Source organism: Pseudidiomarina marina, assembly GCF_044807045.1.
GTDB lineage: Bacteria > Pseudomonadota > Gammaproteobacteria > Enterobacterales > Alteromonadaceae > Pseudidiomarina > Pseudidiomarina marina.
This window is the reverse complement of sequence record NZ_CP085233.1, coordinates 685,824-699,816: the sequence shown is the minus strand read 5'-3', so window position 1 is coordinate 699,816 and position 13,993 is coordinate 685,824. Positions and strand designations below refer to the sequence as shown.

12 protein-coding genes are annotated in these 13,993 nt (G+C 46.8%); 3 read left to right on the top strand and 9 right to left on the bottom strand.

The genetic code is table 11. The features are described from left to right. Nucleotides 1–4: 4 nt before the first annotated feature. Nucleotides 5–1,249 carry an APC family permease gene (locus tag LG272_RS03350; RefSeq protein WP_404409685.1) on the bottom strand — a complete coding sequence of 415 codons (1,245 nt, stop codon included), beginning with the start codon at nt 1,247–1,249 and terminating at the stop codon, nt 5–7. 3 nt (nt 1,250–1,252) lie between these two features. Beyond that, the gene (locus LG272_RS03345; RefSeq protein ID WP_404409684.1) at nt 1,253–2,251 is read right to left on the bottom strand and encodes an LLM class flavin-dependent oxidoreductase; all 999 of its coding nucleotides are present in this window, start codon (nt 2,249–2,251) and stop codon (nt 1,253–1,255) included. An 83-nt stretch (nt 2,252–2,334) separates the two neighbouring features. Between LG272_RS03345 and LG272_RS03340 the strand changes: the two genes are divergently transcribed. Further along, nucleotides 2,335–2,790, top strand: coding sequence for an EVE domain-containing protein (locus LG272_RS03340; RefSeq protein WP_126760095.1), 456 nt, complete (start codon nt 2,335–2,337; stop codon nt 2,788–2,790). Nucleotides 2,791–2,878: 88 nt separating this feature from the next. After that, the gene (locus LG272_RS03335; protein WP_404409683.1) at nt 2,879–5,035 is read left to right on the top strand and encodes a TonB-dependent receptor family protein; all 2,157 of its coding nucleotides are present in this window, start codon (nt 2,879–2,881) and stop codon (nt 5,033–5,035) included. 37 nt (nt 5,036–5,072) lie between these two features. Here LG272_RS03335 and LG272_RS03330 read toward each other — a convergent pair whose 3' ends face one another. After that, nucleotides 5,073–6,056 carry a diguanylate cyclase gene (locus tag LG272_RS03330; protein WP_404409682.1) on the bottom strand — a complete coding sequence of 328 codons (984 nt, stop codon included), beginning with the start codon at nt 6,054–6,056 and terminating at the stop codon, nt 5,073–5,075. A 94-nt stretch (nt 6,057–6,150) separates the two neighbouring features. Here LG272_RS03330 and LG272_RS03325 point away from each other — a divergent pair, with 94 nt between their 5' ends. After that, nucleotides 6,151–6,594, top strand: a complete 444-nt coding sequence (locus LG272_RS03325) for a nuclear transport factor 2 family protein (RefSeq protein WP_126760092.1) — start codon at nt 6,151–6,153, stop codon at nt 6,592–6,594. Here the strand turns inward: LG272_RS03325 and LG272_RS03320 are convergent. The 6 genes from LG272_RS03320 to LG272_RS03295 form a co-directional block, all read right to left on the bottom strand. Then, a complete protein-coding gene (locus LG272_RS03320) occupies nt 6,591–7,517 on the bottom strand; it encodes an alpha/beta fold hydrolase (protein WP_404409681.1) in 927 nt (308 codons plus the stop codon). The genes LG272_RS03325 and LG272_RS03320 overlap by 4 nt on opposite strands. Next, complete coding sequence (locus LG272_RS03315) at nt 7,514–9,025, bottom strand: flavin-containing monooxygenase (RefSeq protein ID WP_404409680.1); 1,512 nt, start codon at nt 9,023–9,025, stop codon at nt 7,514–7,516. Before LG272_RS03315 ends, LG272_RS03320 begins: the two co-directional genes overlap by 4 nt. A 1-nt stretch (nt 9,026) precedes the next feature. Beyond that, nucleotides 9,027–9,644: a glutathione S-transferase family protein gene (locus LG272_RS03310; RefSeq protein WP_404409679.1), complete on the bottom strand. Its 618-nt coding sequence runs from the start codon at nt 9,642–9,644 to the stop codon at nt 9,027–9,029. An 86-nt stretch (nt 9,645–9,730) separates the two neighbouring features. Continuing rightward, complete coding sequence (locus LG272_RS03305) at nt 9,731–10,840, bottom strand: PepSY-associated TM helix domain-containing protein (protein ID WP_404409678.1); 1,110 nt, start codon at nt 10,838–10,840, stop codon at nt 9,731–9,733. Nucleotides 10,841–10,854: 14 nt separating this feature from the next. After that, nucleotides 10,855–13,011: a TonB-dependent siderophore receptor gene (locus LG272_RS03300; protein ID WP_404409677.1), complete on the bottom strand. Its 2,157-nt coding sequence runs from the start codon at nt 13,009–13,011 to the stop codon at nt 10,855–10,857. Nucleotides 13,012–13,101: 90 nt separating this feature from the next. Further along, on the bottom strand, nt 13,102–13,977 hold the full coding sequence (locus LG272_RS03295; protein ID WP_126760088.1) for a LysR family transcriptional regulator: 876 nt from the start codon (nt 13,975–13,977) through the stop codon (nt 13,102–13,104). Between the last annotated feature and the right edge of the window lie 16 nt (nt 13,978–13,993).

Sequence of the window (13,993 nt, the reverse complement as noted above, 5' to 3'; positions counted from 1 at the left end):
GATGCTAATCCATGCGTTGACTTGCGCGATAGGCGTGCCAGAGAAGACCAACCCCGATCAATATGAGCCCAACAAACATAATTTGCAACTCAATAAACGCCGCTAATGAAAGGCAACTTATTAATCCCAAAAGAGAAATCCAACGCGGTACGAATCTATCTTCCGCTTTTACCCGTAGCGCTGCTAAGTTCGTAATACTGTAGTAAACCAATACCGTAAATGCGCTGAACGACCACGCAATTTTCAAGTCGCCAACCAAGACAATAAGCAACATCACCGCAAAGGTAACCCAGATTGCTGCTGGTGCTGACGTTCTTTGCTCATTTAACTGCGCCCATTTCGGCGGCAAATCGCTGCGCCGAGCCATGGCTAGAACCACTCTTGATACACCTAAAATCAGGTTCAAAATGACCCCGCACATAGCCACCACGGCACCAATTGCGACGAGCTGTCGCCAAACTCCTTCGGGCATCAAATTCGATAAAACAAAATCACTGCTCGTGGTTAATGGCACATAGTGCAAAATTCCCCAGCCAATGGCTGCATACAACAGCGTCACCACAACCACCGTCGCAAGAATCGCGCGCGGTATGACGTGACGCGGGTTTTGCACTTCTTCGCCCATCGTCGCGATGCGCCCGTAGCCGGTATAAGCCACAAACAGCAAGCCTGCTGCTGCCAATAAATTCTGCCAACTCGGTTCATGGCTTATGTCAGCTAAGGGCATCGGCGTTTGTGAGCTCACCGCAACAAACACAATTAGCGCGCCCACCGCAAGTGCAACAAGTATTGCGTTAGCGCGGTTGGAACGTCGTAAGCCACCAAGTACGAGCAAGGTAAATAGCAACAGCGTCAACCCCGCAAATACTTGTACTAGCCAAGTTGGTCCTGCAAGCCATGTTTGTAACGCCACGCCAACAGCTAAAGCTGCCGTGGCGGCACTTGCGCTTTTGGCGAGTACAAATAGCCAACCTGCAGTAAACCCCAGTTGCCGGTTCAAAAACTGATAACCGTATTCATACGTGCCGCCGCTAACCGGATGAATAGCCGCCAGCTGAGCACTCGACAGACCATTAAAAGTAGCTACAGCAGCGGCAATCAACAGAGCCCAAATGATCCAAGAGCCCGCTAGCTCAACGCCAAAGCCAACACTAACAAAGGCTCCGGTACCGATAATTGAGCCCAGTCCAAGCAAAATAGCGCCGCCGAGCGACGCACTACGAACAAGTTGTGGGTGGGGCTGGCTCATTACTTATCCTTTATTGGGCTCATCGAAGCGACAATCTTTAGCAATCTCAAAACTTTGCAACCGCGCTTTATGATCATACGCATGACAGGTAAGAATTAGTTCATTAACGCCAGTCGCTTTTTTGAAATCACGCATATAGTGATGCACTTGTTCTGCTGATCCGGTTGCAGAATATTTCAAGGCATGATTTGCTGCCGCCAATGCCATTGGGTCTACTTTGTCTTCGATATTATCGAGTGGCGCCGGTAACGGGCCAGGATTCCCTTGACGCAACGCCATAAATTGCAGTTGCATCGAACTTTTAAGGCGTTTTGCCGCTTGCTCTGTATCGGCAGCGAACACGTTTAATGCCGCAGCAATGTAGGGTTTATCAAGGTACTGTGACGGTTTAAAGTTATTGGTATAGGCTTCGATTGCCAGATGGAGATAATCCGGTGCAAAGTGCGAAGCAAATGCATAAGGTAAACCGAGTTGCGCCGCAAGCTGGGCTCCAAATAAGCTGGACCCCAATAACCAAACAGGCACGTTGGAGCCAGAACCTGGGACGGCTTTAATTTTTTGATCGGGTTTTGGGTCGGCCAAATACCCCAGTAACTCCTGCACATCAGCCGGAAAAGAGTCCGCGCTGTCATAGGTGCGACGCAAAGCACGCAACGTTGCACCATCGGTACCAGGCGCTCGCCCTAGGCCTAAATCAACACGATTTGGAAACAGTGCCGCCAAGGTTCCAAATTGCTCCGCAGCAATCAATGGCGCATGGTTTGGCAACATGATACCGCCCGCTCCAATTCGAATCGTTTTCGTTTGCGAACCGATATACGCCAAGGCCACAGCCGTAGCAGCGCTGGCAATACCGGTCATGTTATGGTGCTCGGCCATCCAATAGCGATGATATCCCCAAGCTTCAACATGACGAGCCAAATCGGCAGAATTGAGTAACGACTCGCGGGCGTTACTACCTTCGGTAATCGGTGCTAAATCTAAGACAGAAAGTACAGCCACAACAGCTCCTGTAACTACTTCTTTGTGAGACATTTTAGTATGCTAACAAACAATTATGTAATTTCTTATAAAGGCAGATAAATATGCAGTATTGGTTGATGAAGACCGAGCCAGACGAATGCAGTATCGACGATTTTGCCAACAAGCCGAGTGATGTGATTCGTTGGGATGGTGTGCGCAATTACCAAGCACGAAACTTTATGCGGAACATGCAAATAGGTGACGAAGTGTTTATCTATCACTCAAGCTGCGCAAAAATTGGCGTTGTTGGTATTGTGCGTGTTTCACGAACAGCGTACCCAGATCCGGCACAGTTCGATACCGAATCACCTTATTTTGATAGTAAAAGCACGAAAGAAAAGCCACGCTGGGATGCCGTTGATTTACAGTTCGTGCGTAAATTTCCGCAAGTGATTTCGCTGGATAAACTGAAATCACTGCCTGAGTTGACTGAAAATCCACTCGTGAAAAAGGGTAGCCGATTAAGTGTGGTGCCGTTTACCAAAGCAGAGCGAGACGCAGTTTTAGCGCTTATTTAATCACTTACAAAATTCATGGTTGCAAATGCGAATTATTATTATTTATAATTCGCACCCTCTTACATTTGTATTTATCGGGGGAATATCAATGCAACCATCTCGCGTATCACTCGCACTTATCTCGATTCTAGGATTGTCAGTAACTGGCGCCCATGCCGCCGAAGTAGAAAGCACAGCAACTGAGAACCAAGAAAACATCTACGAAGTTCTGCAAATCATCGGTAGCAAAGAAGATGCACGTCAACTTGCCGGATCTAGCGCAGTGATTGACAATGAACAGCTCACCATTGAAGCAAACACAGATATCAACCAACTCTTAAAAACTGTTCCGGGTGTTTATATTCGCGAAGAAGATGGTCAAGGTCTGCGTCCAAATATTGGTATTCGTGCCGCAGCTGGCGGTCGTAGTAGTAAAGTCACCTTGATGGAAGACGGTGTGATGATCGCACCAGCACCCTACATTGACCCTGCTGCGTACTATTTCCCTGAAGCGTATCGTATGCACACCATTGAGGTTCTCAAAGGCGCGCCATTATTACGTTACGGTCCACAAACAACTGGCGGCGTCATCAACATGATCACCACGCCAATTCCACTAGAAAATAGCGGCAAGATTGTGGCAAAAATGGGCGAATTTAATACGCAAGATATACACGCTTATTATGGCGGCCGCTCTGGCGACTTTGGTTTCTTAATTGACACCGTACAGCGCAGCAGCGCCGGCTTTAAAGATATTGATCGCAGTTCTCGCGATGCTGGTTTCGATATTGAAGATTACTTATTGAAGTTTAGCTGGACGGGCGAGCGTCAGAGCTTGTTGGCCAAAGTGCAGTATTCAGAGCAAGTATCAAACGAAACCTATGCGGGATTAACCGATGCTGATTTCGCTGAGAATCCGAACCGTCGTTATGGTTTGTCTGAAATTGATCAAATGACCAACCAGCATAACGGCTACTCGTTAACTTACACATTGGACGTTACCGATAACTCGCGTTTGAGTGCCATTGCCTATCGCAATGAATACAAACGTGATTGGTTCAAAACCAGCACAAACTCGTTCATTAATGCTGCCAATGCTGGCGACGCCGAGGCGCAAGCCATTCTAGATGGCACCATGGATGCGCAAGATTTACGTTACACCCACGGTAACCGTGCTTACGAATCATATGGTGTTGAATTGAATATGACGACCATGCTGGCTAATCACACCCTTAACGTTGGTGTACGTGACCATAACGATACGTTAGACCGTTATCAGCCAATTGAAGTGTATGATCAAATCAACGGCAGCTTAGTGTTTGATAGCGTGATTGCCCCAACCGGCGGTGACAATCGTTTAGAAGGTGGTGATGCGCGTACGTTCTGGATCACTGACGCATGGCAAGCCTCTGCTGACTTACTCGTTAACCTCGCGTTACGCTACGAGAACGTCGAAACGTTCCGCGAACAGTTCAGCGTGCCTGACCGTTCAGTACCTGGTAGCTATCGCTCAAATACTACCAAAGAATGGTTGCCGGGCGTGTCGTTTACCTATGATCTTGATGACGCATGGCAGGTATTGGCCGGTGTTCACCGCGGCTTCTCGCCAATTGGTGGTGGCGCTTCTGAAACCGACGAGCCAGAAACCAGCACGAACTATGAAGCTGGCGTACGATACACCAATGGTTGGTTTGTTGAAGCACTTGCGTTCCGTAGCGACTTTAATAACCAAGCAGAAGTTTGTTCGTTAGCTAGCCCATGTAGCAACGGCGCAACTTCAGGTACCTATGTAACCGGCGAAGCGGTGGTGCAGGGTCTTGAGTTTCAATTGGGCCATGAATTGCGTGCAGGTGAATTCAACCTACCAGTGCACTTCAATTACACCTTTAGTGATGCCGAAATATCCGTTGATAACCCAATTACAGGCGTGGCGAAAGGCGACCGCTTAGCAGACATTCCAGAGCACACCATGAGTATGCGTCTTGGTTTAGAGCATGATTCTGGTTGGAATAACTATGTGGTTGCCAAGTACATGGACGAAACCTGCGTACGTGTTGGATGTAATCAAAATGAATCACCATTTAGTTACACTGAATCAGTATTTGTGGTTGATTTAATTAGCCGTTACCCACTGAGTCAGCAGGCAACAGTGTTCTTGAAAGTTGATAATCTGTTTGACCAACAACGCATTGTTTCACGCACACCGCACGGTGCGCGCCCGAACAAGCCACAAACAGTATCTGTTGGTTTAGAATACAGCTTCTAATAAGTGTGCAAGTTGATTGCCGGCTAGCAAGTCACTGTTAGCTGGCAATTAAACTGCAATTACGACCGTTTGACTTACTTTGATACAACGCATTATCTGCAAGCTTTAATAGCGTATCTGCATTGAAACTCGATTCTTTAATAACCGCTACACCTGCACTAATCGTGACAATTTTTGCCTCGGTTTCTTGGTTTGGAATTCTAAGACCAGCAACTTCGGTGCGCACTCGCTCAGCAACTTGTAAAGCTTGCTGACAGTTTAAGTTCGGCAACAACATCACGAATTCTTCTCCGCCATAACGCGCCACAACATCGGCTGCACGCTGGGCGTGGTGAGATAACACTTGAGCGACACGTTTCAAGCATTTATCGCCAGCGGTATGCCCATAGGTGTCATTAAATGTTTTGAAGTAATCAATATCAAAATAGATTAACGCCAAAGGTTGGTTATTACGTTTCGCCCGAGATATTTCTTTCTGCAGCGCATCATCAAAATAACGCCGGTTTGCGAGCTGGGTGAGCTCGTCGGTAATCGTCAATTTCTCAAGCCGCTTCATGGCTTGATTCAATTGTTCGGTGCGCTCCTGCACTTTGGCATCCAGATACTGGTTAATCATCAGTAATTCACGCTGCGGGTCGATAAAATCGGTGAGATTATGTGACGTTCCCCAAATGTGGGTTACTTCATCATTATCGTTCACAATTGGTACCAAGAATGTACGAAATAGGTACTCTTTGCCATTTACCACAGGCGTTTGCTCAAATTCCAATGGTAACTTGTCGGCCAAGCATTTATGGTAACCATCAAGAATGCCATCAGGATATTTTCCAGTGGCAATCAGTTCTGAAAATTTTGTACCTGGTTTTTGTAAAGGGTCGAGTGTAAGTGCTGCAGGATTGGCGAGAACCATTTCAAAATCGCCAGCAATTGGCTTACAGATCCAGAATGGATTTAACGACTTTTTCCATAACTGCTTGAAGAATAAATTCAATTCTTCGGGATTAAATGGGACCTGCTTCACTGCGGCGCTCTCTTATTGAATAAACATAATTGATACATATTTTTATTGAATTTAATACATTGAGATTAATGTAGTACAGATTAAGGAGAATGCCATGCGAAAAATAATGACCGTTTTGTTGCTAGCCCTTAGTTTTACTGGGTTTGCGCAGGAAAGTAGTGAACAAGACATTACCAAAACTTTACATTGGTTCATGGAAGGTGCCAGTATCAATAGTGCCGCAGTTCATGATGCATTTTGGGCCGACGAGTTGGTTTACACCAGCTCAAGCGGCAAGCGCTTTGGTAAAAGCGAATTGATGGATGGTGTTCGTTCTGGCGGCGAAATTACCGAGGAGCCTTTGACGAACTATTATACCGCTGAGGACATTCAAATAGAATTTTACGGCGAAACCGCGGTGGTCAACTTCACCTTAGTGAGTCACACCGATAACAACGCCGGTTACTCACGCGAAACCTTCTTGAATAGCGGGGTATTCATTCAACGTGATGGTCGCTGGCAAGCGGTAAACTGGAATGCGACCCGCGCCAGCAATTAATTCTCAAGAAACTCGGTGACACGCTGTGCCGCTTGTTGCGGCACTTCTACCATTGGCATGTGACCAATGCCTTTAAAAATATGCAACTCACTCTGGCGAATGCCACGCTGCCATATCGGCGCTGCAGACGGGCTGAGTATACGATCTTGGTCACCCCAAATGACGAGCGTCGGTGCACGAATCAACTCTAATCGATTATCCAGTAAATCGTGAAAGCGGAAATCTGTCGCGATATGGGCGTACTCGGTTTTTCGCTCGCTATAGCGCAATGCCATACCGCGTAACACAAACTCCGGTATAAACGGTGGTTGTGCCATGGTTAATTCGTAAAATTCCGCAAACTCATCTGCATTATCTATTTCAAATGGCGAGTCACCCTGCGCAAACAGCCGTTCAGTCTCACTTGGTTCTGGCGGAGTAACACCGGCTGGATTGAACACGATTATTTTATTGGTCTTAAGCGGGTACATGATGGCAAAGTTAGCAGCAATCATGCCACCCATCGAGTTGCCAATAATTGTCGCCCGCTCCAAACCGAGGGTTTCCATCAATTGCGCAATACGTTCGGCTTGCGCTGATGCACGATACGACCAGCCGCTAAAGTAGCCGGTTTCACCGTGGCCTGCTAAATCAGGAATAATCACGTGATAATGCTCATCTAATTGATTCGCGAAACGCAACCACAGCTCTTTTGAGCCCGTATAACCATGTAGCAATATCACCGCTTCACTGGTGTTCAGCGTGTTACGTTCGTACACCGCCATTTCCATCTCATTAATACGAACGAACGACTTTTCAAACCCATAAAGCTTTGCCTCAATAACACCAACAGCATCGTAAACAGCAAGACCAACGCGCGGATGCAACGAGACCAGCCAAGCGGCAAAAACCAAGACAATTAACGTAACCAGAAATTTTTTCATGACGATTCCTGCCTAATAGCGTTGGTAGTCGTTCGATGATGTTGTGGTTTAAATCGGCGAGCCATCATTCGGTACACAAAACTGAAACCGGGATACATTGCGATAACATGGCCACTTTTGCTTTTATACCAGCTGTTACAACCGCCGCTATGCCAAACCGTTTTACGCATTTCACGATGAATCATTGTCGTGTAATCTGCCTCGGCTTGCTCAGTTACTTCCAGTAAGCCACCATGTTTATCGCCAAAGCGCAGTGCTCGCATAATATATTGCATCTGCGACTCAATAACGAATATCGCTGAAGTGTGTCCAATACCCGTGTTCGGCCCCGTCACCAAGAATAAGTTGGGGAATTTAGGCAACGTCGTACCGAGGTAGGCGCGAGGAAACTCATGCCAAAAGTCTTTCAAGGTACTTCCGGTGCGACCGATAATCTCGTACCCAACCGCACCATCGGTGGCGTCAAACCCAGTTGAATACACAATAAGGTCAAGCTCGATGTTGCTGCCTTGCGTTGTTATGATGCCGTTCTCGGTTATTTCCGCAATGCCGTCATGTTTATCATGCAAGGTGACATTCTCACGGCTAAGCGCCGGATAGAGTGTATTCGAGACAATGATGCGTTTGCAGCCGATGGTGTAATCCGGTGTTAGCTTTCGCCTTAAAACCTCATTAGGTACTTGCTTGCGTAAATGCTTTAACGCCGGTCGTTGGGCAAAAATCCGCATTAGCCCATGCGCATATTTGAAGGCAAAAACCCGCCATTCCAGAGCCCAATAAATGGTTTTCCGCAATGCGTGATACACAAATTTATTGCCCAGGAGTTTTCGTATCGTCGGTGAAAAGGTTCGGTCTGGACGAGGTAAAACCCAGTGTGGGGTGCGTTGAAATACATGTAAGTGTTGAACGTCTGGTGCAATTGTCGGAATCACCTGCGCCGCGCTCGCGCCACTGCCGATTACCGCAACGCGTTTGTTGCGATAATCATAACTGTGATCCCACTGATTAGTATGAAAGCTTTTCCCTTGGAAACGCTCTCGGCCATTAAAATCAGGAATAACCGGATTGCTCAACGGACCCTGCGCACTGATCACATAGCGCGCATACAAACTATCACCCGATTCCGATTCAATTCTCCAGCAACGAGATTCGTCTAACCACGTCAAGCGAATGACGTTAAAGTTCAATACGGTTTTTTCGCGTAACTGATACTTATCAATGACGCGGTTGGTATAGGCCTCCAACTCCGCTTGCTCAGCAAACATTTGTGACCACGCTTGCGGCTCTGATGCCAGCGAATAAAGTGGCGACTGCACATCGACTTGTGCACCGGGATAGCTATTCTGACACCAAGTTCCGCCCATAAACGAACGCCGTTCAAGCATGACAAAGTCGAGCTGATCTTGTTTGAGTAGGTGAATCGCCGCACTTTGCCCACCGAATCCCGTACCAATGATAGCGACATGGATAGGTTGCTGCGGCGACGTTGTTGAAGCTTGTTGCAACAAATTACACCTTTGCCGACGCACGCTTATTAATGCGATCAAACCACGCTTGCAAATGGGTTTGTTCATCTTTAATACGCAATTTTACAACGCGCGCAAATGCTACGGTTGCAAACGCATTGATATCCGCAGCGGTGAATTCATCACCAAGCAGGTATGTATTATTCTTCAAATGATCATTTAAGAAATCGAGAAACTTTTCAGCGGCACCGTAGCAATCTTGTCCGTAATCCGGAAAACAGTTCATTCGGTCTTTGAAGTAACCTGAGGTATGCTGAAAACACATTCCTACTGGTGTCATCAGGTAAAAATCGACCCACCGTAGCCATTGCTCAATCAATGCTTTTTGCTTGGGTGTATCACCAAGTAATTTCGGAGTTTCAGGATGGGCTTCTTCTACATATCGACAAATCGCCATGGTTTCAGCCAAGTTGGTACCATCATCGAGCACCGCAACCGGCACTTTTTTCATTGGGTTCATGGCAACAAACTCAGGCGTTAAGTTTTCACCTTTGGCAATATCAACCTGAATAAATTCAACCTGATCTAACAGGCCTTTCTCAGCCAAAAACATGCGTACGCGACGTGGGTTTGGCGCCGTTGCTGTTTCGTAAATTTTCATCGTGTATTCCTGTGTGTTCTATATATTGAATAGAACACACAATGAAACAACTTCAGCAACAACGCAAGCGCTTGTTTTCTTAGTTCTTAGGGCGTTCTTCGTGCGCGTTTTTTACGCCGTTGCCACCACACGTAAGAGCCCGTTATTGCCAGCAATAGAGGCATAGCGCCGATAATGCTCCAGATGATTTTGATCGGGAGACCACCAAAGGTACCAAAATGCAAACGGCGGAAGCTATCGAGGGTTTTCGCACCAATACCTTGCTCGTTTAAATTGTAGGTACTGAGATAATCGCCTGTCTGTGGGTCATAATTACTGACACTACCATAGTTGCTGAGCAACGGATTCGCGGTTGGCGCCCTACCGAAGACCGTCAAAGGTAATTCAGGTTCAAATGGAAACAGTAAATACGTCGGTTTAAATTCTTCAATCCGTCGCTGGCTATCAGCGACAAGCTCGTCAATATTAAGCGTTGTGTTATATAGCCGTTCGGTCATGACATGATGACCTGCACCATCGGCATGCTCTAGCCATTCTTCATAAAAAATTAGGATGTTGTAATAGCCACCCGTGATTGCTAGTACGAGTAACACCGGCGAGGCAAAAGTACCTACCATTTTGTGCAGATCACTGAACACAGCTAGCAACCGTTGATTCCAACGCAGCGTAAACAGCCTCGCCCAAAAACGCCGATACATAATAAGACCCGACACGCCCATGAACAGCAAGAACATCGCAAGTATCAGTCCGATAATTAACCCAAGGTGCTCGGGTAGATATTTGAGATCATTGAGCATAAGCGTGTAATGAAATTCGACCAGCCAATCGGTCAGATAGTGGCCTGTTTTCGTTGGCCGACTGAGTAGTTCACCGGTGTACGGATTCAAGTGGGCTTTATGCCATTCATCGGTACCACGCTTGATGACGAATATACGGTCCGCTTCATCATGACCAGCAGGAAAAATTTCCCAGCTACCCAACTCGTAATCCGGTAATTGCGAGTTGACTTTGGCAGTCAACTCGGTCAACGGTAACCGCGGTTGCTCGGTAGCGGGCAACGTTGCAATAGACGGCAGCAATAGCGCATCAATTTCTTTTTTGAAAACTAAAATACTGCCGGTAAGACAAATAAGAAGAAAGGGGATCATACAAATGATCCCCGCCCAACCATGCCATTTATGGAGAGTCTTTCGCATCCTTGGTTAAACCTTTAAAACGAATAGCTTAGCGTTGCAGAATAATTACGAGGTGCGCCATAGTAACCCTGCGTCGGCCACAACAAGCTGTTGATATATTTCTCATCAGTGACGTTATTCGCGTTCAACGACAACAGCAAACTATCGGTAAATTGATAGCTCGCCATTAAATTTAAGCGGCCATAAGCATTCTGTTTTGTAACAATCGTCTCGCCAGCATTGGCGTAACTTTCGCCCACAATGCCCTGCACGCGAGAGATGGTATCCTGCCACTGATAGCTCATGCCAAACTTCCATTCTTCCGCAGACGTTGGACGATAAGTTAAGGCCGCACGGAATAAATTCTCAGGCGTGTAGTCTTCAACGGTTGCATCACCATCAAGCTCAAATGCCGTGGCTGCAATACTGCCTTGCAGGCCGGTAGCAATCTCGCCTGACAATTCAACTTCAAAACCACTGCTAGTTACCCCATCTGCCGCACGATAAACCGTTTCCGGCGCATTGGTGTTTGGATTAGTCACAGTACCATCACCAACCGCCAGATTTTTCTGTGTCACGTCGAAGTAAGCTGCCGACAACAATGCGCCACCATTAAATAATTCCGTTTTAACTCCAATTTCAGCCGTTTCACCCGTTAATGGTGGTAACCGATTGAAGTCACGATCACGTAGGTTTTGCGCTTCGAACGTTTCGGTATATGACGCGTAAACCGTTGTTGCATCGTTGAGATTATGGGTTACACCGAAGTACGGAATAAATTCAGCATCATCTCGCGATTGATCCACGCCATAACCAATGCCGTCGGTTTTAAATTCATTGTAACGACCACCTAACAACAATTTGGTGTCGATACCTAAACTGAAGCGCGCTTGGGCATATAGCGCTTTTTGTGTGTTGTCGATTTCACTGCCAGCTAAACCGTCGGTAAATTCAGGAAATGGCGTGTTGCCGTCCCAATCTTGCAACGCGGGCATCGCTGGAAAACCATTACCGGTGTGGAAGTCATACAACGACGTATCGATGTAATCTAAGCGCGCATAATTTGCACCAAAAACGACCTGATGGTCTAAACCACCCAGTTCAAAATTGCCAGTCACATAAGCATCAAGGGTATCTTGCTGGTCATCGAGATCGTACTCGCTACCATAGCCTAACAGACCTAAACCGGTCTCCGGGTCCAACCCCGTTGAAGGGTCTGGCAGATATGTATAAAACAAGAAACTGTCTTCATCAGTACGAACTCGGTTATAGGCAACACGCAATGTCCATGCGTCGTTCAGCGCCGATTCGATGTCGATAAAACTACGGCTTTCTTCCACAGTCCAGTTCGACCAATCGGCCGCAATATTTACCGAGCGGTCAAAATCTGTCGGCGTACCATCGCCGTAATGTAAGGTAATCGCTCCCCACATATTGCCATCGGTATCGCTACGATGTTCACTATGACCAACGGTAATCAGCGTGTTACTGGTTGGCGCATAATCAATCACTCCATAAACAACCTGCGAAGTATGCTCATAACGATCAAGATACGACTCGCTATCATCATTCACGAGAACCAATCGGCCTCGCAATGAATCAGTTAACGCACCAGAAAAATCACCTTCAACGCGCTTGCCCGACCAGGAACTTAAGGTTGCTGAAATATTATTTTGGGTTTCTGAAGTTGGCCGTTTGCGCACCAAGTTAACGGTTGCCGAAGGGCTACCGACACCGGTCATGATGCCATTTGCGCCATGCACGACCTCGACACGCTCATACACAGCTGAGTCGATACGTCCATGGGTATTGCTATTAATTAACGGGAGACCTAAACCATCAACCTGAAAGTTATTAACTTCAAAGCCACGCGACGTGTAATAAATTCGGTCGGTTTCAACTTGTTCAACGTTAATCGTGGCTGAAGTTTCGAGAATTTTGTTGATGTCATTCAGGGCAAAATCACGGATTCTCTCTTGGGTAACCACAGTTACCGTTTGTGGCGTCTCCTTCACGCTGATATCAAGTTTCGAAGCTGATTGTTGATCTCCGGCAAGATAACCGCTTTGTTGCTGACCTCGAATTTCTAATCGTTCGATCGCTTCGGTGGTTTGCGGCTCAAGTGAGCTAGCAAAAGCAGACGGCATACCCGCCAAAATGAGAGCTGAAGTTACTGCAGACAACTTGATCACGTCCATACCCCTGTAAATAAATGAATAACAGATAATGGCAGCGATCCTAATGCAAATAGGAATGATTCGCAATAACGTTTTGTTATTTTATTAACTGGTCAGGAAACGAACATGTCCAATGAAGCTGCGTGCTACTGGACCAAGCGTTTCGGCGTCACGAAAATTCAGGTAAAAGTTGGTGGTTCGAGTACCGCCTCGGGTGAGTTGAATTGGCACTAATAAGCCATATTGTAGCGCATTGGCAATGGCTCGACGCGGTAACCACGCGAAGCCTAAATTCTTTTGAATCAATTCGATAGAAGTAGCTAAATGACTGACTGTCCAGCGTTGCTCAGAGCCGAGCCAACCAATGTCAGTTTTCTTCTCAACGCCGGAATCACGCAGAACAATTTGGCGATAGTGTTTCAGATCTTCAGGCGAAACATTCTTCTTCTGCGACAGCGGATGTTCGGCACCGCAAACCGCAATAAACTCCAACTGACATAAATCTTCGCTTAGCTCGTTGGCCAAGGTAAATGGCGATAAGGCAATTTCAGCCATACCTTTATTTAGTAGCTCATTGGCACCGGTCAAAATAGTTTCAATGACCTCTAAATGGACAATTGGATATTCATTCGAAACTTCTGCAAGTGCTTGGTACAACACATCTTTTGGAAAGGCTTCATCGACCGCAATTGCCAGCTTTGATTCGACACCTTGCTTGAGATTCTGAGCAACGTTTTCAAGTCGTTCAGTTTCAGCGAGTAAGTAATTAATACGGCGAAGCAGCTGATGGCCAGCATGGGTCACCGATGTTTTGCGCCCATGCACTTCAATCAATTGAACTCCCAACTGCTCCTCTAATTTGTTCACTGCATGGTGCACCGTTGACTGGCTTTTATGCACATGATCAGCGGCTTGCTGGAAGCCGCCAAAATCTGCTACTGCTTTAAACATTCGCCACTGTTCAATGGTTGAACGCGCCATGCTTGAATCTCCAAAG